At 65.6% G+C, this 26,512-nt stretch carries 22 protein-coding genes and 1 tRNA gene; 13 read left to right on the top strand and 10 right to left on the bottom strand.

The window, feature by feature from the left end; all coding sequences use genetic code 11:
* Positions 1 to 420: 420 nt before the first annotated feature.
* The gene (locus HNS03_RS02205; protein ID WP_367192733.1) at positions 421 to 1,200 is read left to right on the top strand and encodes a dienelactone hydrolase family protein; all 780 of its coding nucleotides are present in this window, start codon (positions 421 to 423) and stop codon (positions 1,198 to 1,200) included.
* Here HNS03_RS02205 and HNS03_RS02200 read toward each other — a convergent pair.
* Together HNS03_RS02200 and HNS03_RS02195 are read right to left on the bottom strand one after the other, a co-directional pair.
* Positions 1,185 to 2,396 carry an MFS transporter gene (locus HNS03_RS02200; protein ID WP_367192731.1) on the bottom strand — a complete coding sequence of 404 codons (1,212 nt, stop codon included), beginning with the start codon at positions 2,394 to 2,396 and terminating at the stop codon, positions 1,185 to 1,187. The genes HNS03_RS02205 and HNS03_RS02200 overlap by 16 nt on opposite strands.
* Positions 2,397 to 2,515: 119 nt before the next feature.
* On the bottom strand, positions 2,516 to 3,736 hold the full coding sequence (locus tag HNS03_RS02195) for an argininosuccinate synthase (RefSeq protein WP_367192730.1): 1,221 nt from the start codon (positions 3,734 to 3,736) through the stop codon (positions 2,516 to 2,518).
* A 390-nt stretch (positions 3,737 to 4,126) separates the two neighbouring features.
* Between HNS03_RS02195 and HNS03_RS02190 the strand changes: the two genes are divergently transcribed.
* From HNS03_RS02190 to HNS03_RS02175, 4 genes are all read left to right on the top strand, one after another.
* Positions 4,127 to 4,753 carry a J domain-containing protein gene (locus tag HNS03_RS02190; protein ID WP_367192728.1) on the top strand — a complete coding sequence of 209 codons (627 nt, stop codon included), beginning with the start codon at positions 4,127 to 4,129 and terminating at the stop codon, positions 4,751 to 4,753.
* A 67-nt stretch (positions 4,754 to 4,820) separates the two neighbouring features.
* Complete coding sequence (cobS, locus tag HNS03_RS02185) at positions 4,821 to 5,810, top strand: cobaltochelatase subunit CobS (RefSeq protein ID WP_367192727.1); 990 nt, start codon at positions 4,821 to 4,823, stop codon at positions 5,808 to 5,810.
* A 30-nt stretch (positions 5,811 to 5,840) separates the two neighbouring features.
* On the top strand, positions 5,841 to 7,754 hold the full coding sequence (gene cobT / locus HNS03_RS02180; RefSeq protein ID WP_367192726.1) for a cobaltochelatase subunit CobT: 1,914 nt from the start codon (positions 5,841 to 5,843) through the stop codon (positions 7,752 to 7,754).
* 38 nt (positions 7,755 to 7,792) lie between these two features.
* A complete protein-coding gene (locus HNS03_RS02175) occupies positions 7,793 to 8,797 on the top strand; it encodes an esterase-like activity of phytase family protein (protein ID WP_367192724.1) in 1,005 nt (334 codons plus the stop codon).
* A gap of 17 nt (positions 8,798 to 8,814) precedes the next feature.
* On the opposite strand, the gene HNS03_RS02170 is transcribed toward HNS03_RS02175, so the two are convergent.
* Together HNS03_RS02170 and rpmB are read right to left on the bottom strand one after the other, a co-directional pair.
* Positions 8,815 to 9,411, bottom strand: coding sequence for a queuosine precursor transporter (locus tag HNS03_RS02170; RefSeq protein ID WP_367192815.1), 597 nt, complete (start codon positions 9,409 to 9,411; stop codon positions 8,815 to 8,817).
* A 184-nt stretch (positions 9,412 to 9,595) separates the two neighbouring features.
* On the bottom strand, positions 9,596 to 9,901 hold the full coding sequence (gene rpmB / locus HNS03_RS02165; protein WP_367192723.1) for a 50S ribosomal protein L28: 306 nt from the start codon (positions 9,899 to 9,901) through the stop codon (positions 9,596 to 9,598).
* Positions 9,902 to 10,143: 242 nt separating this feature from the next.
* Here rpmB and HNS03_RS02160 point away from each other — a divergent pair, with 242 nt between their 5' ends.
* The 6 genes from HNS03_RS02160 (at position 10,144) to HNS03_RS02135 (ending at position 18,276) form a co-directional block, all read left to right on the top strand.
* Positions 10,144 to 11,064: a DUF3108 domain-containing protein gene (locus HNS03_RS02160; protein WP_367192722.1), complete on the top strand. Its 921-nt coding sequence runs from the start codon at positions 10,144 to 10,146 to the stop codon at positions 11,062 to 11,064.
* A 748-nt stretch (positions 11,065 to 11,812) separates the two neighbouring features.
* Complete coding sequence (locus HNS03_RS02155; protein WP_367192721.1) at positions 11,813 to 15,151, top strand: helicase-related protein; 3,339 nt, start codon at positions 11,813 to 11,815, stop codon at positions 15,149 to 15,151.
* Positions 15,138 to 15,485 carry an RNA-binding S4 domain-containing protein gene (locus HNS03_RS02150; protein ID WP_367192720.1) on the top strand — a complete coding sequence of 116 codons (348 nt, stop codon included), beginning with the start codon at positions 15,138 to 15,140 and terminating at the stop codon, positions 15,483 to 15,485. Before HNS03_RS02155 ends, HNS03_RS02150 begins: the two co-directional genes overlap by 14 nt.
* Before the next feature lie 300 nt (positions 15,486 to 15,785).
* Positions 15,786 to 16,124, top strand: coding sequence for a ferredoxin FdxA (gene fdxA / locus HNS03_RS02145; RefSeq protein WP_367192719.1), 339 nt, complete (start codon positions 15,786 to 15,788; stop codon positions 16,122 to 16,124).
* Positions 16,125 to 16,637: 513 nt separating this feature from the next.
* Positions 16,638 to 17,234: a CarD family transcriptional regulator gene (locus tag HNS03_RS02140; RefSeq protein ID WP_367192717.1), complete on the top strand. Its 597-nt coding sequence runs from the start codon at positions 16,638 to 16,640 to the stop codon at positions 17,232 to 17,234.
* Between the two features lie 172 nt (positions 17,235 to 17,406).
* A complete protein-coding gene (locus HNS03_RS02135; protein WP_367192716.1) occupies positions 17,407 to 18,276 on the top strand; it encodes an RNA polymerase factor sigma-32 in 870 nt (289 codons plus the stop codon).
* A 105-nt stretch (positions 18,277 to 18,381) separates the two neighbouring features.
* Here the strand turns inward: HNS03_RS02135 and HNS03_RS02130 are convergent, their stop codons facing one another.
* From HNS03_RS02130 to aroA, 4 genes are all read right to left on the bottom strand, one after another.
* Positions 18,382 to 18,528 (bottom strand): DUF3096 domain-containing protein, encoded by a 147-nt coding sequence (locus HNS03_RS02130; RefSeq protein ID WP_367192715.1) that lies wholly within the window; start codon positions 18,526 to 18,528, stop codon positions 18,382 to 18,384.
* Positions 18,529 to 18,738: 210 nt separating this feature from the next.
* Complete coding sequence (gene rpsA, locus HNS03_RS02125) at positions 18,739 to 20,442, bottom strand: 30S ribosomal protein S1 (protein ID WP_367192714.1); 1,704 nt, start codon at positions 20,440 to 20,442, stop codon at positions 18,739 to 18,741.
* Positions 20,443 to 20,676: 234 nt separating this feature from the next.
* Entirely contained in the window at positions 20,677 to 21,339 is a 663-nt protein-coding gene (cmk, locus tag HNS03_RS02120; RefSeq protein WP_367192713.1) for a (d)CMP kinase, read from the bottom strand.
* Entirely contained in the window at positions 21,336 to 22,664 is a 1,329-nt protein-coding gene (gene aroA / locus HNS03_RS02115) for a 3-phosphoshikimate 1-carboxyvinyltransferase (protein ID WP_367192814.1), read from the bottom strand. Before aroA ends, cmk begins: the two co-directional genes overlap by 4 nt.
* A gap of 362 nt (positions 22,665 to 23,026) precedes the next feature.
* Here aroA and HNS03_RS02110 point away from each other — a divergent pair, with 362 nt between their 5' ends.
* A complete protein-coding gene (locus HNS03_RS02110) occupies positions 23,027 to 23,434 on the top strand; it encodes a TIGR02300 family protein (RefSeq protein WP_367192711.1) in 408 nt (135 codons plus the stop codon).
* Positions 23,435 to 23,544: 110 nt separating this feature from the next.
* Positions 23,545 to 23,620: transfer RNA gene (locus HNS03_RS02105), tRNA-Ala, on the top strand.
* A gap of 353 nt (positions 23,621 to 23,973) precedes the next feature.
* On the opposite strand, the gene HNS03_RS02100 is transcribed toward HNS03_RS02105, so the two are convergent.
* Both HNS03_RS02100 and HNS03_RS02095 read right to left on the bottom strand, forming a co-directional pair.
* Entirely contained in the window at positions 23,974 to 25,296 is a 1,323-nt protein-coding gene (locus HNS03_RS02100; protein WP_367192710.1) for an esterase-like activity of phytase family protein, read from the bottom strand.
* Between the two features lie 248 nt (positions 25,297 to 25,544).
* A complete protein-coding gene (locus tag HNS03_RS02095; RefSeq protein WP_367192708.1) occupies positions 25,545 to 26,402 on the bottom strand; it encodes a sterol desaturase family protein in 858 nt (285 codons plus the stop codon).
* Positions 26,403 to 26,512 lie beyond the last annotated feature (110 nt).

Here is a 26,512-nt window from a genome sequence, read left to right as displayed (position 1 = left end):
TTTCCGTCCGGGCTTTGCGTCGGGAAAAAGCCAAAGCCAGGAAAAGTGGGAACCGGTTTTCCGTCCGGGAAAAGCCCAAAGCGAGCGAACGTGGGAAGCTTTTTGTCCTCACGCTGTCGCGGCTTCGCCGCTTCGCTCCGGACGGGGCGGCCCATAGGGGCCGGCGCGCGGTCGCGCGCTGGCTTCGCAAGCCGGGAAAACCGCTTCGCACTTCTCCTGTGATTGCTTGGCCCCGCTCACCTCGCGGCGATGTTATCCGCCGGCCCCTTCCCTCCTGTCTGATCGCCCTATGTTGCGAAGGGCGAGCATTGGGTGATTGGTTTGACGCGTTTCCGGACGGAGAACGGGGGTTCTCCTCGCCTGGAAACGCGCCAATCGCGCATGCGCTGCGCTTGTCTGTCCATCAGGGAGGTCGACCACATGACTGCCATGCCTATCCGGATTGCAGCCGCCGCACTCCTCGTCGCAGGGACGGCCACGCCCGCGGCCGCCGATATCGTCACCCGGTCCGTCACTTACGACGTCGATGGCCAGTCCTTCGAAGGCTATTTCGCGATCAACGACGGGGCCGGGCCGGAGCAGCCGCTGGTTTTGATCATCCACGATTGGGACGGTCTCACCGAGTATGAGCAGCGCCGGGCCGAAATGCTCGCCGAGCTTGGCTATGCGGCCTTCGCCGTCGACGTCTACGGCAAGGGCGTGCGACCCACGACAACGGAGGACAAGAAGGCGGAGTCCGGCAAGCTCTACAGCGACCGGGCAGCCTTGCGCGCTCGCTTGGCGGGCGGGCTGGAAGCCGCGCTGCGGATGGACGGTGTCGAGGACGACGTGGTGGTGATGGGCTACTGCTTCGGCGGCGCGGCGGCATTGGAATTTGCGCGCTCGGGCGCCGATGTCGATGGCTTCGTGACATTCCATGGCGGCCTCGGAACACCCGACGGTCAGGACTACACCAACGTCGAGGCCCCGATCCTGATTCTGCACGGCTCGGAGGATCCGGCGGCGCCGATGTCGCAGGTTGCCGACCTTGTGGCCGCGATGAACAAGGACGGGGTCGACTTCGAGGTTCAGCTTTATTCCGGCGCCCGCCACTCCTTCACCGAGTGGTCGGCGAAAGGCGAGACGTCGCGTTACGACGCCACCGCCGATCGCAAGTCCTGGATAGCGCTGCTCGGGTTCCTGGATCAGCAGATCCGGTAGCCGATCCTTCGTCGTCCCGGTGCGCGCGGCGGACCGGGGTTATTGCCGACCGTGCTCGGCCAGAGTGCGGTCAGAAGCGCGGGCAGGCCGGCAACCAGGAAGGTGGCCTCGGATCCGATGCTGTCGGCCAGAACGCCGGCAATGGCGGGTCCGACGACGCTGCCGACCGCGACGGCGATCAACGTGGCCGTGAAGCCGAGCGTTCCACGACCGGGGAACAACCGCAGGCTCCAGAACGAAAACACGGCACTGACCGCCATCAGTGCTGCGCCGTGTAGGCCCGACGAGATGAGAACGGCGGGCCAGGATGTGGGTGCCAGCGCGATCAGGACGAGCGACAAGGCTGCTGCGGAGAAAATCGCCCGCAGCAGCCGGTCGAGCCCGATGGCTGCCTCGATCCGCCCGGTCATCAGACCCAGCATCCCGACCGTGCCGTAGCTGAAGAAGATCACGGCGGCGGCGGCCGTTTCCGGAAGACCCGGCAGCCCGCCGGCGGTGACGACACGGTCGGCTGCAAAGGACAGATAGATCGCGTTGGTCGCCCCGAAGCACAGCGCGGCACTGTAGAGCGGGACCGCCTGCCGGCAGAGAAGCGCTTGCGTCCCCGCCAGGGCGCCTTGAGTGTCGGACCCGGTCTGGCCGGCCGGCAGCGCGGCCGAGGTGGCGGCGACGGTCAAAGCCGCGGCCACCGCGAAAGCGAGCCAAGACGCCGGCCAGGCGATCTGGTCATAGGTAACGGCCAGTGCCAGGAGAGCGGCGCCGGCAACCCCGACGCTGGTTCCCGTGGCGACAGTGGAGAGCACGCCGCTGCGCGCGTCTTCGGAAACGACCCGTTCCGTCGCGTCGTTGAAGGGTGCCCAGCACAGGCCGGCGCTTGCGCCGGCAAACACCACGCCGACAGTGAGCCAGACAGCGTCCGACGCCAGCGCGACCGTCGCGAACCCGATCGCAGCCGACAACGACCCAGTCACGACCGGGCATCTCGGACCCAGCCTCGAGTTCAACACGGCCGCCAGCGGCAGTGTGGCCAGGAACGCCAGGAAGCCGGAGCTGGCGATCAGGCCTGCAACCGTGCTCGTGAGGCGGAACGTGTCCCGGAACTCGGGCAAAAATAGCCCGAAGCCCATGCGCGCGGGCCCAAAGGCGATCGCTGTCGCGGCAAAGCCGGCCAGCGCGAGATGGGTCTTGTGTGTCACCGCTCCGCACCCGGGTGTTTGGGAATCGAAGCGGCGAACGCATGGAGGCCGGCCCTCGTTCGGATCGAAGGCCCGAACGAGGGAAAATTTTCGGCTGTCGGGATTTATGAGTACTTGACTTAGCCCTGATCGCGCTTGGCGAGCGTGCGCAGCCGGAGCGCGTTGAGCCGGATGAAGCCGGCCGCGTCCTTCTGGTCGTAGGCGCCGTGATCGTCCTCGAAGGTGACGAGGGCGTCGGAATAAAGCGACTTCGGCGAAGCGCGACCTTCCACGATGACGTTGCCCTTGTAGAGCTTCAGCCGCACGGTCCCTTCGACGTGCTCCTGGCTCTTGTCGATCGCCGCCTGCAGCATCAACCGCTCGGGCGAGAACCAGAAGCCGTTGTAGATGAGCTCCGCGTAGCGCGGCATCAGCTCGTCCTTCAGGTGCGCCGCACCCCGGTCCAGCGTGATCGATTCGATCGCCCGGTGCGCGACGAGCAGGATGGTGCCGCCCGGGGTCTCGTAGACGCCGCGCGACTTCATGCCGACGAAGCGGTTTTCCACCAGGTCGAGCCGGCCGATGCCGTTGTCGCGGCCGAGATCGTTGAGCGCAGCCAGAAGCTCGTGCGGCTTCATGGTCTTGCCGTCGATCGACACCGGATCGCCCTTCTCAAAGCCGATTTCGACGATCGTGGGCGTATCCGGGGCCTCTTCCGGGCTCACGGTGCGCTGATACACGTAAGGTGGCGGCGTCTCGTTAGGATCCTCCAGCACCTTGCCCTCCGAGGAGGAGTGCAGAAGGTTGGCGTCGACGGAGAACGGCGCCTCGCCGCGCTTGTCCTTGGTCACCAGGATCTGGTTCTTCTCGGCGAAGTCGAGCAGCTCGGTTCGAGACTTGAACTCCCAGTCCCGCCAGGGCGCGATCACCTTGATGTCGGGATTGAGGGCATAGGCGGAGAGCTCGAAGCGGACCTGGTCGTTGCCCTTGCCGGTGGCGCCGTGGGCGATCGCGTCGGCACCGGTCTGGCGGGCGATCTCGACCAGGCGCTTTGAGATCAGCGGCCGGGCGATCGAGGTGCCGAGCAGATAGGTGCCCTCGTAGACGGCGTTGGCGCGGAACATCGGGAACACGAAGTCGCGGCAGAACTCCTCGCGCACGTCCTCGATGTAGATCTCCTTGATGCCTGCTCGCTCGGCCTTCTCGCGCGCCGGGCCGAGTTCTTCGCCCTGGCCGAGATCGGCGGTGAAGGTGACGACCTCCGCGCCGAGCTCGGTCTGCAACCACTTCAGGATGATCGACGTGTCGAGACCGCCGGAATAGGCGAGCACGACCTTTTTGACGGCGCCGGCTTCAGCCATGAGACCTCCTCGGGCATTCACGATGACGGCCGGGCGGCCGTCGGGACGCTTGGAACATGATGATGTCGGGCGCTCGGACCCGAACCGCAGTGATGGATTCCAATGAGTTGGAGCGGGATGCGGGCGGAAAACCGGTGCCCGCTTTTCCTCATCCCGCTCTACAAGCACATTGTGCCGGTCGAGGGTAGTCGGTAGACCTGCAATATCCTGGAAATCGGGTGCCGAAATATCATCTAATGGTGTCCGGCCCCCGTTCCCAAAGGGCCGTGCCGTCCGCGGACGGCCCTGCGGCATAGTCGCCGCACCTCCCCCATAACTGATGGCCGCCTCAATCCCATCACGCGTCAAGTGCTTGTTCGCTCGGATACGGCTGCCCATAATGTCAGCGCGATGAAGCTCGACTCGAAACATTTCGACCGGATCAGGATCAAGCGGAAGCCCGAGGCGGCGGTTCCGGACGCGCCCACCTGTGCGCACCCGGAGTGCGAAGGACGGGGGCTCTACCGCGCTCCGATGGGACGCGGACGCGAAGGCCAGTATCTCCTGCTGTGCCTGGATCACGTGCGGGAATACAACAAGTCCTACAACTACTTCGACGGCATGACCGACGAGGCGGTTCAGGCCTATCAGAAGGACGCGATCGTCGGGCATCGGCCGACCCGGCGGGTGGGTGTCAATTCCTGGTCCAAGGGCCACGGGCGCAAACCCGCCGAGGAACGACCGAAAACGGCCTGGAGCGGGCTCTACGAGGATCCGTTCGGGCTGTTCGGCGAAGACGGCGGAGACCATCCGGCGAGCGACAATCGGCCGCGCCGACGCGTCCTCGGGCCAGAGCGGCGGGCATTTGAAACCCTCGGCCTTGAGGAAAGCGCATCGCGCGACGACATCAAAACGAGATACAAGACTTTGGTGAAACGCCATCATCCGGACGCGAACCACGGCGATCGCGGTTCGGAAGAACGACTTCGGCGTATCATTCAAGCCTATACGGTGCTAAGGCGCGCCGGCTACTGTTAATCCCTTGCCCGTCCGGCGGGAATTCTCCCGCCGGCCTCGACGCGCGGACGTCGTGCGCGATGGAGGAATGATGACCACAGAGACCATGGAAAGTCCCGGACTGCCCGACATGAACGTGTCGGTGCGGCAGGTGTTCGGCATCGATGCCGATTTCGAGGTTCCCGCCTTTTCCGAACCGAGCGAGCACGTTCCGGACCTCGATCCCGACTACCTGTTCGACCGTCCCACGACGCTCGCGATCCTTGCCGGGTTCGCGCGCAATCGCCGGGTGATGGTCACGGGCTACCACGGCACCGGTAAGTCGACCCATATCGAGCAGGTCGCGGCCCGGCTCAACTGGCCGTGCGTGCGCGTCAATCTCGACAGCCACATCTCGCGGATCGACCTGGTCGGCAAGGACGCGATCGTCCTCAAGGACGGCCAGCAGGTTACGGAGTTCCGCGACGGCATCCTGCCTTGGGCGCTGCAGACCAACACCGCGCTGGTGTTCGACGAGTACGACGCCGGCCGGCCGGACGTCATGTTCGTGATCCAGCGCGTGCTGGAGGTGCAGGGCCGGCTGACGCTGCTCGACCAGAACCGGGTGATCCGCCCGCATCCCGCCTTCCGGTTGTTCGCGACGGCCAACACGGTCGGCCTCGGCGATACGTCGGGCCTCTATCACGGCACCCAGCAGATCAACCAGGGCCAGATGGACCGCTGGTCGATCGTGGTCACGCTGAACTATCTGCCGCACGACAACGAGGTCGACATCATCCTCGCCAAGTCGCCGAGCTATCGCGACGAAGCGGGCCGGGAGACGGTGTCGAAGATGGTTCGGCTCGCCGATCTCACCCGCAACGCCTTCATGAACGGCGACCTGTCGACCGTGATGAGCCCGCGGACGGTGCTGACCTGGGCGGAGAATGCCGAAATCTTCGGCGATATCGGCTTTGCCTTCCAGCTCACCTTCCTTAACAAGTGCGACGAGACCGAGCAGTCGATCGTCGCGGAGTTCTATCAGCGCTGCTTCGGCAAGGAACTCACGAACTCGGCTGCGAACGTCGTGATGAGCTGACCGGCCAGCGGCCTGGAGGAGCGAGCGACGATGGCGCAGGGAAGCAACTGGGATAAGACCGGCAGTCCGCCTGCCACGCGAAACGATACCTTCAAGCGGTCGGTGTCGGCGACGATGCGCGCGATCTCCGGCGATCCGGAGCTCGAGATCGTCTATTCGAACGATCGGCCGTCGCTGTCGGGCCACAAGGCGCGGGTGCCGGAACCGCCCCGGCGGATGACGGCGGCCGACGCCGCCGTTGCCCGTGGGATCGGCGATTCCATGGCGCTCAAGCTCGCCTGTCACGATCCCAAGGTGCACACCCACCTGTCGCCGGCCGGTCGCGAAGCGCGCGGCATCTTCGACGCTGTGGAGCAGGCGCGCTGCGAAGCGATCGGCTCCCGGCGGATGTCGGGGGTCGCCAGCAACCTCACGGCGATGCTGGAAGACCGCTATCATCGCGGCAATTACCACGAGATCACCGACCGAGCGGATGCGCCGATCGAGGATGCGCTGTCGCTCCTGGTGCGGGAGCGGCTGACCGGAGAGAAGCCGCCGGAAAGCGCGAAACGGCTGGTCGATCTCTGGCGGCCGTGGCTGGAGGAGAAGGCCGGCACCGATCTCGATCGCCTGGGCGCGTCGCTGGAAAATCAGCAGGCGTTCGGCGCGGCGATCCGGGAGGTTTTGGCCGCCCTGGACATGGCGGAAGAATATTCCTCCGAAGAGCGCGACGAGGAAGAGGACGAGTCCCAGTCCGACGACCGCTCGGAAACCTCCAGCGACGACCAGGCTTCGGCGGAGGGCCAGGAACAGCAGGAAGAGGCCGCCGCTCCCCAGGAGACGGAATCGTCCGGCGAAGAGGAAGAGGCCTCCGAATCGGAAAGCGCGGAGGCCACCAGCGAGGAATATCGCGAGGAAGAGCTCGCCGATCCGCGCGAAAGCGGCGAAGCCACCCGAGCCGAGCCGCCGGGCGCGCTGCGCCGGGCCGAGGTGGACTACCGGGTCTTCACCACCCGCTTCGACGAAATGGTGCGCGCGGAGGATCTGTGCGATCCGGCCGAGCTCGACCGGCTGCGCGGCTTCCTCGACAAGCAGCTCTCGCATCTGCAGGGCGTGGTGGCGCGGCTGGCCAACCGGTTGCAGCGCCGGCTGATGGCGCAACAGAACCGGGCCTGGGAATTCGATCAGGAAGAGGGCTGGCTCGACACGGCGCGGCTGACGCGCATCGTCATCGATCCGATGCAGCCGCTGGCCTTCAAGCGCGAGCGCGACGCCAACTTCCGCGACACCGTGGTGACGCTGCTTCTGGACAATTCCGGCTCCATGCGCGGCCGGCCGATAACGGTTGCGGCCACCTGCGCGGATATTCTGGCGCGTACGCTGGAGCGCTGCGGCGTGAAGGTGGAGATCCTGGGTTTCACCACCCGGGCCTGGAAGGGTGGCCAATCGCGCGAGCGCTGGCTGCAGAGCGGCAAGCCGATCAACCCGGGCCGGCTCAACGACCTTCGCCATATCATCTACAAGTCGGCCGACACGCCCTGGCGGCGGGCGCGCCGCAATCTCGGGCTGATGATGCGCGAGGGGCTCCTGAAGGAGAATATCGACGGCGAGGCGTTGGAATGGGCGCATTCGCGGCTGCTTGGGCGTCCGGAAAGCCGGCGCATCCTGATGATGATCTCCGATGGCGCGCCGGTCGACGACTCCACCCTGTCCGTCAACAGCGGCAACTATCTGGAGCGCCATCTGCGCGCGGTGATCGACGAGATCGAGACCAACTCGCCGGTTGAGCTGATCGCGATCGGCATCGGCCACGACGTGACGCGCTACTATCGCCGGGCGGTGACGATCGTCGATGCCGACGAGCTGGCCGGCGCGATGGTCGAGCAGCTCGCCTCGTTGTTCGACGAAGAAGGTCAGAGCAAGCCCCAGGGGCGCGGCGGGCGGCGCTCGGGCCGCGCTGCGTGAATCCTCCGAGCTTCTTTCGGGCCGGATGTCTGGCGCTGATGGTGCTGGCCACCCTGGGGGCGGCACCATTGAGGGCCGAGCCGATCAACATCGATGCGGCTGCGATCTCGCAATTTCACGTCCGCGATCCGGCACGGCGCTTCGGAGACCTCGTCTTTCTCGGCGGGCTGAACCTGACGGCGCGCGACCGCGATTTTGGCGGTTTCTCCGGCGTGCTCGCATCGCCCGACGGCACCGAGCTGCTGCTGGTCTCCGATCTCGGGCGCTGGCTCACCCTTTCTCTCGACCAGGGGGCGGACGGCACGCCGCGCGGGATCGCGCATGCCGAGCTTACCCCCCGCCTGACGGAGGCCGGCGAGACGCCGCCGACCAAGGCGGAAGAGGATGCCGAGGCGCTGGCCCGCAAAGGCGACCAGGTTCTGGTATCCGTCGAAAGCGGGCGAAAGCTGCTTGCCTATCCGGGTCCCGATCCGGTCGGAGACATCCCGACGCGTTTGCCGCTGCCGGCGGAGACGCGGTGCCTGCCTGGCAACGGCGGGCTGGAGGCGATGGCGGTCGCGCCGCCATCCAGTCCGGTGGCGGGCAGTCTGATGTTGTTTGCCGAACGCGCCTGCCGCAAGGGGGCGGGCCTGACCGGGGAGGGAATGCTGCCGTTTTGGCGGGTGACGCCCAACGGCTCGGTCGTTCGGGGCGCGCTGGTTCGCGACCGGGATTATCGCCCGACCGATGCGGCCTTCCTGCCGGGCGGCGATCTGTTGCTTCTGGAGCGGCGCTACGATGGCGGGATCGATATCGGCATGCAGGTCCGCCGGATCGGTCGCGATGCGCTAGCGGCGCGGGCGCCGCTGACCGGACCGGTTCTGATGGAGGCCGATTTCGCCTACGAGATCGACAATATGGAAGGGATTGCGGTGAGCGCGGACGGCTTCGGTCGGCCGTTGATGACGCTGATCTCCGACGACAACCGCTCGCTTCTGCAGCGTACGCTGCTGTTGCGCTTCCGGCTGGAAACGCCCGTTCCCCGTCCAAAACCGCAGATGTGAAGCTTTCGCGCCCGCTCTTATGCCTGGCGCGGCGCCGGCGTGGCGCCGAGAAGGCCCAGGAGCACGCGGTAGGGCGCCAGCAGCACCAGCGCGACGGCGAGCTTCACCGACAGATCGCCGAGCGCCCAGGACATCCAGCGCGGCAGCTCCACGGGCAGCACGCCGAACAGAGGCGCGGCTTCGATCGCGAACGGATCGTTCGGCCCGATCAGCGCGAACACCGCCGCAAAGGCGAGCCCGAAGAACAGGATCGTGTCGATCAGCGAGCCGATCACCGAGGAGACCAGAGGCGCGCGCCACCACGAGCCGCGCCGAAGCCGGTTGAACACCGCCACGTCCAGAAGCTGGGCGACCAGGAAGGCGGTGCCGGACGCGATCGCAATCCGCGGCGTCGACAGCATCACCGACAGCGCGATCGCGACAGTGAAACCGGCATAGACCACCATCCGTGCGGCAGCAGGGCCGAACCGGCGATTGGTGAGATCGGTCACCAGGAACGCAATCGGATAGGTAAACGCGCCCCAGGTCAGGAGGTCGGCGAGATTGATCGCGCCGAGCTGGGCTGAGACCGGGTACTGGACCAGGATATTCGACGCCAGAACGACGGCGGTCATGGCCGCAATGGCCAGCGCGATCGAGCGGGCGCGGAGATGGTCTGTGTTTGCCACGGCTTAGCCTGACCCTGCGTTCGAGCGTTTCCAGGCGAAATGAAAACCGGTTCGCCGTTTTAGAAACGCGTCTCACCTCTAACGGAGCGCCGACCCCGTCCGCGGCGGCAAGCGCCGCGGCGTCGCGGGTTTACGCGGTCGCTTCAGCCGGCGTTTCGGCCTTCTTCGCCACGACTTCGCGCTTCAGAAGAAGAGCGCGCGGCGACAGCGTCTTGTCGTCGGCCTTCAGGAGAAAGGCATCGATGCCGCCCCGGTGCTCCACGGTGCGCAGCGCAGCCGCGCTCACGCGCATGCGCACACCGCGCTCGAGGATGTCGGAGCGCAGGGTAACCGTGCACAGGTTGGGCAGAAAGCGGCGCCGCGTCTTGTTGTTGGCGTGGCTCACGTTGTTGCCGGTCAGCACGGCCTTGCCGGTCAGTTCACAGCGACGGGCCATTGCGAAAAAATCCTTGTCTTCGGGGCTGGGACAACCCGCCCTCACGTCGTCTCACAAAGTGATGGGAGCGTGTTTCTATAGGAATGCCGCCCATCCGCGTCAAGCGGGTCGGCACATGGAATCGGTCCTTCGAGGCTCTGCGTTAACCCCATGGTCACCATGATCCCGCTAGCGTCTTGCCGAACGAGAGCCGGATCGGATGCGCGCGGGAGGTTCCCGGCCGCGTCGATCCCGCTCCGACAATGACCACGGACCGCCGGTTTGGACAGGCCAGCCACCTGCCGCCGGTCGGACGGACAGACGAGGACATGGTGGTGCGCGCACGTCAGTCGAACAGCAAAGGGCGTCGTCTCCTATCGGTCGGGCTGGCCCTGGCCGCCTGCATCTGGTCGGGCGCCGCGGCGACCGCGAGCGAGCGGACCACGGCAGGCGTGCGTTACGACGTCAGCTTCAAGGGCGTCACGATCGCCAAGGGCACGCTTTCCGTCATCCTCGAAGGCGAGGCCTATTCGGTGAAGGTGAAGATGCAGCCGACCGGGCTTGCGTCGCTCCTGACCGCCTCCAAGGTGGATGCCGAAGTCGATGGGGCGATGGATGGCGGGGTGCTGCTTCCCGTCAAATACAGCCTCTTGTCGGTCGATCCGAGCGATACGACCAAGGTGAAGATGCGTCTCAACAAGGGGCGGGTTACGTCGCTTTCGGCCCTGCCGCCGCTCGACCCGGCGCCGGATCGGGTCGACGTCACGGCCGCCGACAAGCGCGATATCATCGATCCGATCAGCGCGTCGGTGCTGCCGATGCGCCGCACAGGTGCGGCGCCGACGGCGGCGGATGCCTGCAATCGCACCTTGCCGGTCTTCGATGGTTGGAGTCGCTATCAGGTGGATCTCTCCGCCAAAGGCGCGGAACGCGTGCGAACGCCGAGCTTCGATGGGGAAGCCTTCGTCTGTAGCGCGCGCTGGACGCCGATCTCCGGCCATCGCGCGAACTCCGAAAGCGTGGCCTATCTTGCAAAGAATCGCGGGCTGGAGGCCGCCTTCGTTCCGGTTGGGGATGCGGTCCTGATCCCGGTTCGCATCGAGATCGAAACCCCGCACGGCGTGCTGTCGGTCAATGCGACCGACGTGAAGCTCCAGGGCGTGCGGTTGGCCCAGGCCAAATAGAGGCGACTTGCCACCGTCCAAACGAGCCCCCAGTTCGGTGAGCTCAAGGCAAAGACGACGCCATTTCCGTCAGACGCACACGGCACCGGGGATCAAGGGCGGCAGAGAGCCGCCCTTTTTATTCGTATTCTGTATTATGGTAAATAAATACTTAGTTGGATCGTTTAGATGTCATCGATGTTGAGTCGATCCGCATTCGAAATCGGAACAAATCCAAAACATTTGCCAGATGGCGATTCGGGCCCGATTCGTACGACTTGCGTTCTTCTTGGGGGTGTGGGTGGCCGAGGCTGGCGCCCCAACGGTCGGACGGCGCCGCTTGACTCCGTCGCGATTCGGAGTCCGCGCCGGCGACTCGCATGACGTGTCCCTGTGGTGCGTGTGCGGGTGCGCCAAAAACAAGATCTCGTAGGCGAACTGCGATTCAAATCAAGGCGTTGCGTAGAACGAACCATGAATCAAAGAAAGTCGCCGATTCGGCCGCGATTCGTTCCAGACTCGTTCCGGTTGCGGTCCGGGGTGCGATTTTTTACGGGCATACCGGCGCATCGCTGTGCTAGAAAGACTCGCTGCGTGGCTTCGAGACCTTGTCGGATCTTGAGTTGCGCGGCGGCGAAACGTCGGCGACCCTGGAGGAACGCGGGACAGCCGGCGGACACGTTGTCGACCGCGCCTTCGTCACCGCGGACCCGAAATCGCCGGCCATGCGAGCCCGAGCCGACCACATTTCATGACGATTCAATCTCCCATGCCTCTTCCCCGTTCGGTCCGGGCGCGCACCGTGACCGCGGTTCTGGGGCCGACCAATACCGGCAAGACGCATCTGGCGATCGAGCGGATGCTGGGCCATCGATCAGGGTTGATCGGCCTGCCGCTGCGCCTGCTCGCCCGCGAGGTTTACGGCCGCGTGGTCGCGCGCGTTGGACCGGATCAGGCCGCCCTGATCACCGGCGAGGAGAAGATCCTTCCGGAAAATCCGCGCTATTTCATCTCCACTGTGGAGGCGATGCCGCAGACCACCGACGTCGATTTCGTGGCGATCGACGAGGTGCAACTCGCCAGCGATCTGGAGCGCGGACGGGTCTTTACCGATCGGATCCTGCGGCTGCGGGGCCATTCGGAGACGCTGCTTTTGGGTGCGGCGACGGCGCGCGCGCTTCTGGAAAAGCTGCTGCCCGGGCTCAACGTGGTGACGCGGCCACGCATGTCGGTGCTGCGCTATTCCGGCTCCAAGAAGATCACGCGGCTGCCGACGCGTTCGGCCGTCGTCGCCTTTTCCGCCAGCGAGGTTTACCAGATCGCGGAGCTGATCCGGCGCCAGCGCGGCGGTGCGGCGGTGGTGCTCGGCGCGCTCAGCCCGCGGACCCGCAATGCCCAGGTCGAGCTGTTTCAGTCCGGCGACGTCGATTTCCTGATCGCGACCGATGCCATCGGCATGGGCCTCAATCTCGACGTCGACCACGTGGCGTTCGCCGCCGATCGCAAATTCGACGGCTATCAGTACCGCCGGCTCAATCCAGGCGAGCTCGGCCAGATCGCCGGCCGTGCCGGTCGCCACATGCGCGACGGAACGTTCGGGGTGACCGGACGGGTCGATCCGTTCGGCGACGATCTGGTCGAGGCGCTGGAGACCCACAACTTCGAGCCGATTCGCGTGTTCCAGTGGCGCAATGCCGATCTGGATTACTCCTCCATCAGCGCGCTGCGCCGCAGCCTGGACGAGCCTCCGCGGGAAGATGGTCTGACCCGCGCCCCGCCGGCGGAGGACATGGTCTGTCTGGAGTACGCCGCAAAGGATCGCGAAATTGCCGACATGGCGCGCGGTGCCGACGCGGTGGAGCGGCTTTGGGATGTATGCCAGCTTCCCGACTATCGCCGCATCGCGCCGGCCAATCACGCCGACCTCGTGCTCGGGCTCTATCGGAACCTGATGACGTCTGGGCGCATTCCTGACGACTGGTTTGCGCGGCAGTTGGCCTTTGCGGATCGCACGGATGGCGATATCGACACACTGTCGAACCGTATCGCGCACATCCGGACCTGGACTTATGTTGCCAACCGTGCCGATTGGCTTGACGATCCCGTCCACTGGAGACAAACCACCCGCGCCATCGAGGATCGCCTTTCGGACGCTCTGCACGAGCGTTTGACCCAACGGTTCGTCGATCGCCGAACCAGTGTCCTGATGCGCCGGCTGAGAGACAACGACATGCTCGAATCCGAGATCACCACCTCGGGCGACGTGATGGTGGAAGGCCACCACGTCGGCAATCTACACGGTTTCCGTTTCATTCCCGTGTCGACGGCGGAAACGCCCGACACCAAGGCGGTGCGCGCCGCTGCTCAGAAAGCGCTTGCGAGCGAATTCGAGCGCCGGGCCGATCGCCTGGCAGAGGCGCCGGATGCCTCGTTCGTGCTGGCCTCCGACGGCGCCGTGCGCTGGCAGGGCGAAGCCGTCGCCAAGGTGGTGGCGGGCGAGGAGACGCTGCGGCCGAACCTGATCGTGCTGTCGGACGAGCAGCTCAGCGGGGCGGCGCTGGAGAAGGTCCAGGCGCGGCTTCAGCTCTGGCTGAAAACCCATGTCGAGACGCTGCTGAAGCCGCTGTTCGATCTGCGCCAGGCGGCGGATCTGGAGGGAATCGCCCGGGGGCTTGCCTTCCAGCTCACTGAAGCGCTGGGCGTTTTGGACCGGCAGGCCGTCGCCGACGAGGTCAAGAATCTCGATCAGCAGGCGCGGGCGGGCATGCGCCAGTATGGTGTGCGCTTCGGCGCCTATCACATCTATATTCCGGCGCTTTTGAAGCCGGCGCCGAGCCGCCTTCTGGCGCAGCTCTGGGCGCTCAAGAACGCCTCTCTCGATGTCGCCGGTCTGGCGGACCTGCCCCAGCTTTCCGCCTCGGGCCGGACGTCGATCCCGCTCGATCCGGAGGTGCCAAAGGCGCTTTATGGCGCCGTCGGGTTCCGGGCGTGTGGCAACCGCGCCGTGCGCGTGGACATCCTGGAACGGCTTGCCGACCAGATCCGCCCGCTGATCGCCTGGAAACCGGCGGAAGCGACGGCGACCCCGCCGGAAGGCGCGATTCCCGAAGGCGGCGGCTTTACCGTCACCGTTTCCATGACGTCGCTGCTGGGCTGCTCCGGGGAGGATTTCGCCTCGGTGTTGAAGTCGCTGGGCTATCGTCTGGAGCGTCGTCCGGCCCCGCCCAAGGCGCCCGCTCCGGCGGCACCTGCTGTGGCCGCCCCGGCCGAGGCGTCGGCGGTGCTGGAGGGCGAGACGGCTGAAGCCGACACCATCGTTGCGGCTGGCAATGGCGAAGCAATGGTGGCGTCGGCGAGCGATGATGCTCCGGCTTTGGTCGCCGAGGCGAATGCCTCGGGCGAGACGCTGTTCGAACCCGCGAGCGCAGATGCGGCCGCGCCGGCGGAAACCGTCGCCGAAGAAGCGATCTCTGCGTCCGCTGCCGGGGTAAGCCCGGACGTTGCGGAGCCGGTCGTGGCGGACGAGGCGGCCGCGGCGGAGCTGGTAGAGCCGGTCGAGGCAACGGTCTCACCGGAAGGAGAAGCACCGGCTGCCGAGTTCCCGGCGGCAGAGGCTGCCCAGACAAACGCAGTGCCGACGGAAACCGCCGACACGTCCACCGCATCCGCCCCGGAGGCGTCCGCCGAGCCGGAGATGATCGAGGTCTGGCGGCCTGGCCGCCGCCGGCGTCCGGACGAGCAGCGCCGGCGGGAGCACGCAAAGCGCGACGGCAATGCCGAGGGCGAGCGCCAGGGCCGCAATCGGGGCCGGCGGGGCGGCGATCATCAAGGTGCCGCCGGTCGTGGCGGCGGGCCCAAGGGGCGAAGCGAAGGCGCCGAAGGCCAGCCCAAGCGCGATCGCAACAACGGGCCGTCCGGCGGCAAGCCGCACCGAGGCAAGGGCGGTGGTGGGCCGGCGCATGCCGGCAAGCAGCCCCAGCAGGGCAAGGGCGATCCACGGAGGCGCTCCGGTCCGCCGAAGGATCGGCCGGTCGATCCGGATTCGCCGTTCGCCAAGCTGGCCGAGCTGAAGCGCAATCTGGAACGGGGAACGCGTGACCCGAGCTGAGGTCGACGAGGCGTCCAGCCGTCAACGCATCGATGTGTGGCTCTGGCGCATTCGCGCTGCAAAGACACGCGGCCTTGCGCAGACGCTGGTGACGAGCGGCCATGTCCGGGTCAATCGCGAAAAGGTGAAGGCGTCCTCGCGTCGTATCGGCCCGGGCGATGTGGTGACCATCGCCGGGCGACACGCGGTTCGGGTGCTGGAGGTGATTTGCCTGCCGGAGCGTCGCGGCCCCGCGCCGGAAGCCCACGCTTGCTACCGCGATCTGTCGGCGCCGGCGAACGCGGACGAGCGTGGGGATCGCGCTGAGACCTCGGACGCAGACGACGAGGATTGAGCGCTTTTCGTCGCACCGTTTCGTTGAAGGCGGCAGGCGGGAAACAAACGTTCTATCCAACGGGATCTGGCAGCGCCTGGTTGCTTGAGCCGTCTGCGCGATGACGCTAGAGCCATTCCAGGAAATGCCGAACCGAGGTTCGGTTCCCATTTGCGTCAACACAACGGATTGGCGCCAGGCGTTGCTTCGTTCTATCGAAGCGGCGATGCGCTTCCGGTTTTTCGGACGGAGACACCGAGCCCGTCCGCACGACTGCGTGCCGGCGCCGAGAAAGGCGCGCACGCCGATTGGAGGATTGAAATGACGTACGTCGTCACCGACGCGTGCATCAAGTGCAAGTACACCGACTGCGTTGAAGTCTGCCCGGTCGATTGCTTCTATGAAGGCGAGAACATGCTCGTCATTCATCCCGACGAATGCATCGACTGCGGCGTGTGCGAACCGGAATGCCCGATTGACGCGATCCGTCCGGACACCGAACCGGGCCTGGAAAAATGGCTCGAGGTGAACGCCGAGTATGCCTCAAAATGGCCGAACCTGACGGCGAAGAAGGACCCGTTGCCCGAGGCCGACGCGTTTGACGGTGTCGCCGACAAGTACGAGACTTATTTCTCGGCGGAGCCTGGCCCGGGGGATTGATCCGGCCGACTAGGCAAGACGGGTCAAGACGGCAGCGAAAAGCGCGTTTGCGTCCCAGCGACTGTTTGTCGCGCTGGGGCCGCGAACCGGTTTGCGCGCCGCCATAAAACGCTTCCGCACTGCATGCCGCGGCTTTTGCCGTGCGGCAAGCCTTTGATTTTTCCTCAATTTGAGATATATTAGGGAATTGCTTTGATCGCTCGTAGCGTCAACCGTGTCGAGGCACTGTCTGCCATCGAACTTCCCGCTCCGCAGTAGGCGAGGTGAACCTCGCTACGCCGCTCGGGTCGTCGAGGAACCCGCATGTTACCTCGACGGATGCGAGCGCGGCTCCGCCATTTTGGCGCGGGCACGGTTTTTGCCGCGGGCGCGCTGATGTCGTTCGTTCGGTCCGACGCAGTCGGCGACCAAAGCATCGATAGCGAAGCGCCGCTTGGCGCTCAATAGACGATTCGGCCTGAAGGTCCAAGGCCGGTCGAAAAACATGAAAAAGGCACAGGAGTGCAGACGCGTATGGCCACCTCGGCAAAGAAACCGGTTCAGCGGTCGACCTTCAAGCCCCAAGACTACATCGTCTATCCCGCGCACGGCGTCGGACAGATCGAAGCGATCGAGGAGCAGGAAGTCGCGGGTCATCGTCTCGAGCTGATCGTCGTCAACTTCGAGAAAGACAAGATGACGCTCCGCGTGCCGGTCGCCAAGGCCAAGAGCGCCGGACTGCGCAAGCTCGCCGATAGCCCGACCGTGAAGAAGGCGCTGGATCTTGTGACCGGCCGTGCCCGCGTCAAGCGCACCATGTGGAGCCGTCGCGCGCAGGAGTACGAGGCGAAGATCAACTCCGGCGATTTGTTGTCGATCGCGGAAGTCGTGCGCGACCTCTATCGTGCCGATACCCAGCCGGAGCAGTCCTATTCCGAGCGCCAGCTTTTCGAGGCCGCTCTCGACCGCATGGCGCGCGAAATTGGCGCGGTCAACAAGGTCTCCGAGACCGAGGCGGTCCGGCTGATCGAGGCGCAGCTCGCCAAGGCTCCGCGTCGCAACGCGAAGGTGGCCGACGGCGAGGGCGGTGAGGATCTCGACGGCGAGAACGAGCAGGAAGAAGCGGCCTGATCGCCGCTCTCCAACTTTTTTGAGCTTTTTCAGGAACGGGTGCCTCGCGGTGCCCGTTTCTTTCTTTATGGGGTTCGATCACGATTACGTGCTGAAGCACGAATAGGGCTCGCCTGATCCGCGGCGGCGCGTTCATCGTAGGAGAGTTGAACGCATCAGATGCGAGGACGCCATGTCCGGGGCAATGCTTTCTCGACGCCAGCTCGTCCGCGCCGCAATGGACGCGCCCTATCTCGATCGCGATGAGGAACTCGATCTCGCCCGAAAGTGGCGTGAAACCGGCGACCAATATGCGCTGGACCGCCTTGCGTCCGCTCATATGCGGCTGGTGATCGCGCTTGCTGCGAAGTTCCGCAATTTCGGCCTACCCATGAACGACTTGATCCAGGAAGGTCATGTCGGCCTGTTGGAGGCGGCCTCGCGCTTCGAGCCGGAGCGCAACGTGCGCTTCTCCACCTATGCCACCTGGTGGATCCGAGCCTCCATTCAGGACTACATCCTGCGCAACTGGTCGATCGTGCGCGGCGGGACCTCCTCGACCCAGAAGGCCTTGTTCTTCAACCTTCGGCGCTTGAGGGCGAAGCTCGCGCGGACCGGCACGGTCACGGCACAGTCCGAGCTGTTCGACGAAATCGCCACGGCGGTGGGTGTCTCGCGCGCCGATGTGGAGCTGATGAATGCCCGGCTGTCCGGCCCGGATGCGTCGTTGAACGCGCCGGTGATGGAAAGCGAAGACACAGGGGCGGACCGCCAGGACTTTCTGGTCTGCGAGCGTCCGCTTCAGGACGAGACGGTCGGCGAAGTAATCGACACCGAACGGCGCAGCCGCTGGCTCAAGCGGGCGCTGGGCGAGCTGTCGGAACGCGAACTGAAAATCGTGCGCGAACGGCGGCTGCGCGACGATGGCGCCACGCTGGAGGCGCTCGGCGCAGCGCTCGGGATTTCCAAGGAGCGCGTGCGCCAAATCGAAAGCCGGGCCTTGCAGAAGCTGCGCACCGCACTCCTGCGCGATCACCCGGACCAAGCCGCCTTCACGGGCTGAAACCGGCCCGATTTCGCACCAGCTGACAGACCGCGAAACCGAAGCTCGCGACGGACTTGCCAGGATCGAAGCCGGGCGACGCTGTGCGTTTGGCCCCCGAACGGCTTATTGCATCAGGTTTGGAAACAGGCCGAGAATGCCGATGATGATTAGGTAAGCCGCGACGGCATAGTTCAGCACGCGCGGCACCACCAGGATCAGGATGCCGACGATGAGGGCGAGGATCGGCTGAATCGCAACGACGTCCACCATGTCTCAGTCTCCGAGCTTGTGATGACCGGCCACCAGATAGACGGCCTGGATCTCCATCGTAGCAACGGGCCGTGACAGGCAGCCGTTCCACCGACCCACGTTTTTGAGGGCGTTCTGGGGCCCGAAGGGCCTGACGTCCAACGAAAAAGGGCGGCCCGAAGGCCGCCCTTTCCAAACGCGTCCGATGTCGCGCCGTCAGCGCGTATCGGATCAGCTCTTGTCGTCTTCTTCGCGGGCCTTCAGGGCCGCTCCGAGGATGTCGCCGAGCGACGCGCCGGAGTCGGTCGAGCCGTACTGGGCGACGGCCTCCTTCTCTTCGGCGATCTCCAGCGCCTTGATCGACACGGCGACCTTGCGCGCCTTCTTGTCGAACTGGGTGACGCGGGCGTCGACTTTCTGGCCAACCGAGAACCGCTCGGGCCGCTGCTCGGAGCGGTCGCGGGCGAGATCGGCGCGCCGAATGAAGGCGGTGAGGTCGGTGCCGACGATCTTCACTTCCAGACCGGCGTCCTGGACCTGGGTCACCTCGCAGGTGATGATCGCGCCCTTGCGAACGTCGCCCGCCTCGGTGAACGGATCGCCCTGGAGCTGCTTGATGCCCAGCGAGATCCGCTCCTTCTCCACGTCCACGTCGAGCACGACGGCGCGCACCATGTCGCCCTTGTTGTACTCGGCCATGACGTCTTCGCCCGGACGGTTCCAGTCCAGGTCGGAGAGGTGGACCATGCCGTCGATGTCGCCGTCGAGACCGATGAACAGACCGAACTCGGTCTTGTTCTTGACCTCGCCTTCGACCTCGGAGCCGACAGGATGGCTCTCCAGGAAGACTTCCCACGGATTGTCGAGGGTCTGCTTCAGGCCGAGCGAGATGCGGCGCTTCACCGGATCGACCTCGAGGATCATGACCTCGACTTCCTGGCTGGTCGACACGATCTTGCCCGGATGGACGTTCTTCTTCGTCCAGCTCATCTCCGAGACGTGGATCAGGCCTTCGATGCCCGGCTCCAGCTCAACGAACGCACCATAGTCGGTGATGTTGTTGACGCGGCCGGTGAAGCGCGCACCCACCGGGTACTTCGCCTCGATGCCCTCCCACGGATCGGCCATGAGCTGCTTCATGCCGAGCGAGATGCGGTGGGTCTCGTGGTTGACGCGGATCACCTGGACCTTGACGGTCTGTCCGATCGACAGGATCTCGGTCGGGTGATTGACGCGGCGCCACGCCATGTCGGTGACGTGGAGCAGGCCGTCGATGCCGCCGAGGTCCACGAAGGCGCCGTAGTCGGTGATGTTCTTCACCACGCCTTCGATGATCTGGCCTTCTTCCAGGCTCTGCACCAGCTCCGAACGCTGCTCGGCGCGGGTCTCTTCCAGAACCACGCGGCGCGACACCACGATGTTGCCGCGGCGCTTGTCCATCTTGAGGATCTGGAACGGCTGCGGCGTGTGCATCAGCGGGCCGACGTCGCGCACCGGCCGGATGTCGACCTGGCTGCGCGGCAGGAACGCCACGGCGCCGTCGAGATCGACCGTGAAGCCACCCTTGACGGAATTGAAGATCTGTCCGGTGACCTTCTCGTTCTTGTTGAAGGCCTCTTCCAGGCGAACCCAGCTCTCTTCGCGCCGCGCCTTGTCGCGCGACAGAACTGCTTCGCCGAGCGCATTTTCCACGCGCTCCAGATAGACCTCGACCTCGTCGCCCATGTTCAGGGCGCCGTCACGGCCTTTGACGCCGAATTCCTTCAGCGGAACGCGGCCTTCGACCTTGAGGCCGACGTCGATCACGGCGAGGTCTTTTTCGAAGCCGACCACCGTCCCCTTGACGACGGTGCCTTCCTGCATTTCGGCCGCTTTGAAAGACGCATCGAGGAGGGCGGCAAAATCCTCACGCGACGGGGTGGTTTGTAGGGTCATTCAGTCTCCTGGTCGCCGATTGCTCGGCATGCGCCGGGGGTTGGTGTTGCTCGTCCCGTCCTGCAGGAGTGAAAGATCTCACCCGCTTTCGACAAAGCGGTCCGGCGCAAGGTGCCCCGGCAGGACGGCTAAATTCTGGACTTGATGAAACGCCACGAGCGACCGGATCAGACGATCTCGGCCGTTCGCACCTGCTTCGCTATGTGGCTACGACGAATGCCGGTGTCCACCGTCTCAGGTTGCAGTCGAGAGGCCGCCATTTTGGCCGCCCTTCGCCCGCAAAGCCTGTCGGACGATATCCACAGCCGCGCGAAACGCCGCATCTATATCCAACTCGGTTGTATCGAGCAAGACGGCGTCCGGCGCTTGTGCGAGCGGCGCCACGCTGCGTCCGGTGTCGCGCGCGTCGCGGCGGCGCAGGTCGGCGAGCACTTCGTCGTAATGTCCGGGCTCGCCCCGCGACGCCATCTCGTCGGCGCGCCGCCGGGCGCGGGCCTCGGGCGTGGCGGTGACGAAGAGCTTCACCGGGGCGGCCGGGCAGACCACCGTACCGATGTCGCGCCCGTCGAGAACGGCGCCGGGCGGGGTCTCGGCGAAGCCGCGCTGATGGTCGACCAGGGCGGTTCTGAGTGCCGGCATCACCGCGATCTGCGAGGCGGCTTCGCCGATCCGGTGGCCGGCAAGGTGCGCCCGGTTCATGTTGGCGAAATCGACGCGCGCCACGGCACGTACCGCCGCCGGTTCGTCGTCGAGCGGTTCGCCGCAGCGCAGGAGCTCGTCGGCCACGGCGCGGTAGGTCAGTCCGGTGTCGAGGTAGCGCAGCCCGAAATGCGCCGCGAGGCGGCGGGCGAGCGTGCCCTTGCCCGAGGCGGCCGGTCCGTCGATCGCGATGATCATGACACCGGCGCCGTCTCGGCGGTGAACGCTGCCCCGAGGGCCTCCATCATCGTCACGAAGCCGGGGAAGCTGGTGGCGATCATGCGGGTGTCGTCCACGGTCACCGGCTCGTCGGCGGCAAGCCCCATGATCAGAAAGCTCATGGCGATGCGGTGATCGAGATGGGTGGCCACCGTGCCACCGCCGGAAAGGCCGGTGCGACCGGTGACGGCAAGCCACGTGTCGCCGCTTTCCACCTGGATACCGTTGGCGGCAAGGCCGGCGGTGACGGCGGCGAGCCGGTCGGTCTCCTTGACGCGGAGTTCGCCGACGCCCTCCATTCGCGTTTCGCCCTCCGCGAAGGCGGCGGCGACGGCGAGCACGGGATATTCGTCGATCATCGAGGGTGCCCGTGACGGCGGCACATCGACGCCCTTGAGCCGGCTGGCGCGGACATGGACGTCGCCGATGCGCTCGCCGCCGGAGATCCGCTCGTTCTCGATCGCGATGTCGCCGCCCATCTCGGCCAACGTGTCGAACAGGCCGGTGCGGGTCGGATTGAGCAGAACGTCGGTGACGGTGACATCCGAACCCGGCACGATCAGGCCCGCCACCACCGCGAAGGCGGCCGAACTCGGGTCGCCCGGCACGGTCAAATCCATCGGCTCCAGGGCGGCCGGGCCGGAAAGGCTGATCTGGCGGCGCCCGGCCTCGTCGGTCTCCGTCTTGATCGGCGCGCCGAAGCCGGCGAGCATCCGCTCGGTGTGGTCGCGGGTCGGCACCGGCTCGATCACGGTGGTGGTGCCCGGCGTGTTGAGGCCGGCAAGCAGCACGGCCGACTTCACCTGGGCGGACGGTACCGGCAGCTCGTAGGTGATCGGCACGGGCGTCTCCGCGCCGCGGATGGTCAACGGAAGCCGGTCGCCGGACCGCGCGATCACCTCCGCTCCCATCGTCCGCAACGGATCGAGCACGCGCGCCATCGGTCGCTTGGAGAGCGAGGGATCGCCGATCGCGGTGGCGACGATCGGGTGGCTGGCGATCAGGCCGAGGGTCAGGCGGACGCTGGTGCCGGCATTGCCGAAATCAAGCGCAGTCTCCGGCTCCAGAAGCGCGCCGACCCCGACGCCGTCGACCTGCCAGCGGCCATCGTCGAGTCGCTCGATGCCCGCGCCCATCGCGCCCAGCACCGAGGCGGTGGCGAGCACGTCCTCCGATTCCAGAAGGCCGCCGATCCGCGAGCGGCCGATCGCAAGCGCGGACAGCATCAGCGCGCGGTGGGAAACCGATTTGTCGCCAGGCACGCTCAGCCGTCCCTTCAACGGGGCGGACGGAGGAGAGGTCAACGGGATCGATACCAAGTCAGCCCTCGTAACGTGAATGACAGGAGCGCGCGGGTACCGCGGCAAAGCGGCGCGCGAAAGGGTCGTGTTGGGAGACTTTTGAAATTGACATGTCCACTCGTCGCGAACGAGACTCGAATGTCAAATTCGGTCCACTCGAAGCTGCTTGCTAGCATGAGGCTTGCAAGGCGTCACCCCGCTCGCGCCCGTCTATAGCGGTGCGAATTGCGTGCATTTTGCCACGCGATCCGGCGCTTGTGGGGCTCCGTGCATCTGCGATCGGCAGATTGCATGCGATTCGGCTTTGACAGGCGCAGGCGCTCTGTGTATTCGAGCCGCCTCATTTCAGAACGCGAGGCGGTTCCGTGGCGAAACCAGAGCTCGGCACGAAACGACAGTGCCCCGGTTGCGGGGCCAAATATTACGATCTCAACAAGGATCCGATCGTGTGCCCGAAGTGCGGCACGTTGTTCGCCGTTGCCCAGCAGCAACCGACGCCGTCGCGCGCGGCCAAGGCGGCTGCGGTCAGCGAAGCGGCGACGGAGACGGAAGCCGAAACCAGCGAAGAGGAGGCCAACGTCGAGCTGGTCTCGCTGGAAGAGGCCGACGAAGATGCGGCGCCGGCCGGGCGTGAGACGCCCGATGACGACGACGAGATCGACACCGATCTGCCGGACGATGAGGACGATACGTTCCTTGACGAGGACGATGAGGACGACGAAGTGTCCGATGTCGTGCGCGGCGATGTCGAGGACGACGAAGAAAATCGGTGATCGGACCGCGTCGGCGGTGGATAGTCCACAAACGGGCTATTGATTCCGGCGCGAAGGGCACCTAAGTTCCGATCCCGCTCGCCGGGGCATTCCCAAGCCCGGCGACTTAAGGGGCCATAGCTCAGTTGGGAGAGCGCTTGAATGGCATTCAAGAGGTCGGCGGTTCGATTCCGCCTGGCTCCACCAATTTTCTATCTCACGGCAGATTGCTTCGCTCGCGCCTCCGACAGGGGGCGCTGACCGCGCGGCCCGGTTGGGCTTTGCGAACCTTCGGTTCGGTCTGATTCCGTCGCCTTCCCGCGTTATTCGCTGGCGATAGCGCCAGCGCGAAAGGCGCCGCCCGAAGCTCGTTTTCGAGCGAAGGGGGGACGGGGCGGGCGCAGATTCGAGGCCCCGTCTCTCTTTCTTTCTCACACGCTTTTCACTGACACCGGGCCGATGCCGCGGCCGGCCTAATCCGCCGGTGGCGAGCGAAAACGCAAAACGGCCCGCCGGGATCCCGACGGGCCGTCTCGTCAGTCGTCTGTCGGAGGTGCGACTTACTTCGCCTGCAGGAAGTCGCCGACCTCGAGGGTCATGAACTCGTTGTTGTCGCGCTCGGTGGCCGACCGCCCCTTGGAGAAGGGGAAGTTGTTGTCGTTGGCGACGATGATGTGGGTCTCGTCGATCCGGTCGACGTCCTCGATCGTGACGAACGGGAAGGTGAAGCGGCCGTCCTCGCGCTTGCCGAGGCGGGCGAGGCCGTTCGGGTCCTGGATGTTCATCAGGTCGATGTAGCCGACCTTCTTCACCGGCTGGCCGGACTCAACGCCGTCCATGTTGATGAGGTAGATCCGCTTGAACTTGGCCGGGCTGTCGAAGCAGGCGTTGGTCTGCCCGTCGGCGCAGGCCTGGTCGGCATCGCCCTGGCCGTTGTCGCGCTCGATGATCAGGCCGCGGGTCGCGTCGATCATGTTGAAGTCGCCGATGGCATGGCCGTCGGCCTCCAGCGGATAGAGCCAGGAGCGGCCGGTGAAGGTCCGGTCGGCGACGTTGAACTCCAGGATGCGCAGGGCTTCCGTGCCGTCGACCTTCTCGTAGGACGCCGCGTCGGCATCCCAGATCGGGCCTTCCAGCAGCGGATAGAGCGTCTTGCCGTCCGGAGAGGCGGCGAAGCCCTCGAAGCCCTTGGAGCGCTTCAGGTTGATCGCCGGCATCTTGCCGTCCGGATTCGGCATCGAGACCGCATAGTTGTCGGGCGAGCGGACCGTGTTGCCGTCGAGCTCCGTCTCGTAAAACTCTTTCACGACGCCCGTCTTGCGGTCGACCGCGACGAGATAGGGACCAAATTCATCGCCGATGAACACGAGATCGTCGATCGGCTGGAAGCCCTCGGTGTCGAGGTCCCACCCCGTCAGATAGCGCTCGTCGCTCGCCTCGTTGGCGATCAGGAACGGCACCACCTTGTTCGGGTCCTTCAGGAAGGTCGTCTCCAGGATTTCCACCTTGCCGGTCTTAAAGTCCGGCTTCACGTGGTGGAACATCAGCATGGCGTCGGGCGAGTTGACCTTTTTGCCGAAGCCGTTGTCGGTCAGCACCATATAGGTGCCGTCGCCGAGGGTCTTGATGCCGGAGAATCCCTGCAGCGGCTGGCCGTTGAACGGCAGTTCGGCGCCGTCGGTCGGCTCCGAGGTCAGCCGGGCCGGGGTGTCGCCGGTAAACTTGCCGGAGACCTTCATCGCGGCCGGCGCATCGGCCGGGGTGGGGGTCAGCGATTCGGCCGGCAGCACGGCATGGCCGGTCAGCGTGGCCGGATATTCCTGCTGGGCGGCGGCCGGCAAAATGGCGGCGGCGAGCAATCCGATGGCAACGAGCGTGCGCATCCAGTCGGTCCTTTCCAAAACGAAACGTGTCTTGGACGGCAGACCGGCCGGTTAAGCGGCGCGATCACGCCGTCCGGGCGAGAATGGCAGGACCGTATCGCCGCGTTGTAACGGCCATGCTGCAGTGCAATGTCGGTTTTCTGAAGCTTTTCTGACAAGGGCCGGGTGCGTCAGGGAGGCCGCCCCGCGCCCTGGGTTGGCATCCCGTGAATTGCCCTTCACGGACCCGGCCGCGGATCAATCGCGGCTCACGATGAGAGGTGCTGTTCGCGCTCGCGCGGAGGGGGAGTGGAGGCGCCGGCGTCTGCGTTGCCACGAAATGGCTGGATCAGCATTCGGTCGAGCCAGAGGTCGCGGCGGGTGCGGAACAGCGGCAACCCGATTGTCATGCGGTCGTGTCCGGCCTTGGGCTGCGGAATGTAGGTCTTGAACAGCCGGTCCCAGACGGAAAGATTGAAGCCGTAATTGGAATCGGTCTCCCGGCGCTCGATGGAGTGGTGGACCCGGTGCATGTCCGGCGTGACCACCACCAGCCGCAGGAGCCGATCGATCCCTTCCGGCAGGCGCAAATTGGCGTGGTTGAACATCGCCATGGCGTTGAGCACGACTTCGAACAGGAGGACGGCGACGGCCGGCGCGCCAATCAGCGCCACCACCGCGAGCTTGAAGGCCATCGACAACAGGATTTCGATGGGATGGAAGCGCAGTCCTGTTGTCACGTCGATTTCGAGATCGGCGTGGTGCATCCGGTGCACGCGCCAGAGCGCCGGTACGGCATGAAAAGCCACGTGCTGGCCGTAGATCGCCAGGTCGAGCACGATGAAGGCGATAACGATCGCCATGCCCTCGGGAACGTCGAGCCAGTTCAGAAGACCAAAGCCGTGGGCATCGACCGACAGCGCGACCCCGACTGCGAGCACGGGAAAGGCGAGCCGCAGCGCGAGCGTATCGACGATCACCAGCCCGAGATTGTTGCTCCAGCGCACCAAGCGCGGGATCTCCCGGCGTCGACGCGGTGCGGCGATTTCCGCAATCGCCATCGCCGCCAGAATGGCGAGGAAGGCGACGAGGCGGATCAAGGGCTCATGAGCGAGAACAGCGGGCATCGAACGCGGCGGTCAATCGGCGACTTCACATCTGCGATCGTGCTAATGTGGCGTCGCGGTCGGCATTGTCCAATCAAGGGTCCGTGGGGAGATCTGCCGCCGTAATCCGC

It is taken from the genome of Amorphus sp. 3PC139-8, from assembly GCF_040750475.1.
GTDB lineage: Bacteria > Pseudomonadota > Alphaproteobacteria > Rhizobiales > Amorphaceae > Amorphus.
Note: the sequence above shows the minus strand (reverse complement) of the source record. Positions and strands in the feature narration are given on the sequence as shown.

Bases quoted from the DNA above. Each gene is read 5' to 3' on its own strand.
- HNS03_RS02100 (WP_367192710.1), bottom strand. From the start codon at position 25,296: ATGCGCACGCTCGTTGCCATCGGATTGCTCGCCGCCGCCATTTTGCCG.
- HNS03_RS02140 (WP_367192717.1), top strand. From the start codon at position 16,638: ATGGCCACCTCGGCAAAGAAACCGGTTCAGCGGTCGACCTTCAAGCCC.
- rpmB (WP_367192723.1), bottom strand. From the start codon at position 9,901: ATGGCCCGTCGCTGTGAACTGACCGGCAAGGCCGTGCTGACCGGCAAC.
- HNS03_RS02175 (WP_367192724.1), top strand. From the start codon at position 7,793: ATGGTGCTGGCCACCCTGGGGGCGGCACCATTGAGGGCCGAGCCGATC.
- HNS03_RS02195 (WP_367192730.1), bottom strand. From the start codon at position 3,736: ATGGCTGAAGCCGGCGCCGTCAAAAAGGTCGTGCTCGCCTATTCCGGC.
- cmk (WP_367192713.1), bottom strand. From the start codon at position 21,339: ATGATCATCGCGATCGACGGACCGGCCGCCTCGGGCAAGGGCACGCTC.
- HNS03_RS02205 (WP_367192733.1), top strand. From the start codon at position 421: ATGACTGCCATGCCTATCCGGATTGCAGCCGCCGCACTCCTCGTCGCA.
- HNS03_RS02155 (WP_367192721.1), top strand. From the start codon at position 11,813: ATGCCTCTTCCCCGTTCGGTCCGGGCGCGCACCGTGACCGCGGTTCTG.
- HNS03_RS02135 (WP_367192716.1), top strand. From the start codon at position 17,407: ATGTCCGGGGCAATGCTTTCTCGACGCCAGCTCGTCCGCGCCGCAATG.
- HNS03_RS02160 (WP_367192722.1), top strand. From the start codon at position 10,144: ATGACCACGGACCGCCGGTTTGGACAGGCCAGCCACCTGCCGCCGGTC.
- rpsA (WP_367192714.1), bottom strand. From the start codon at position 20,442: ATGACCCTACAAACCACCCCGTCGCGTGAGGATTTTGCCGCCCTCCTC.
- HNS03_RS02130 (WP_367192715.1), bottom strand. From the start codon at position 18,528: ATGGTGGACGTCGTTGCGATTCAGCCGATCCTCGCCCTCATCGTCGGC.
- cobS (WP_367192727.1), top strand. From the start codon at position 4,821: ATGATGACCACAGAGACCATGGAAAGTCCCGGACTGCCCGACATGAAC.
- HNS03_RS02095 (WP_367192708.1), bottom strand. From the start codon at position 26,402: ATGCCCGCTGTTCTCGCTCATGAGCCCTTGATCCGCCTCGTCGCCTTC.
- cobT (WP_367192726.1), top strand. From the start codon at position 5,841: ATGGCGCAGGGAAGCAACTGGGATAAGACCGGCAGTCCGCCTGCCACG.
- HNS03_RS02190 (WP_367192728.1), top strand. From the start codon at position 4,127: ATGAAGCTCGACTCGAAACATTTCGACCGGATCAGGATCAAGCGGAAG.
- fdxA (WP_367192719.1), top strand. From the start codon at position 15,786: ATGACGTACGTCGTCACCGACGCGTGCATCAAGTGCAAGTACACCGAC.
- HNS03_RS02170 (WP_367192815.1), bottom strand. From the start codon at position 9,411: ATGACCGCCGTCGTTCTGGCGTCGAATATCCTGGTCCAGTACCCGGTC.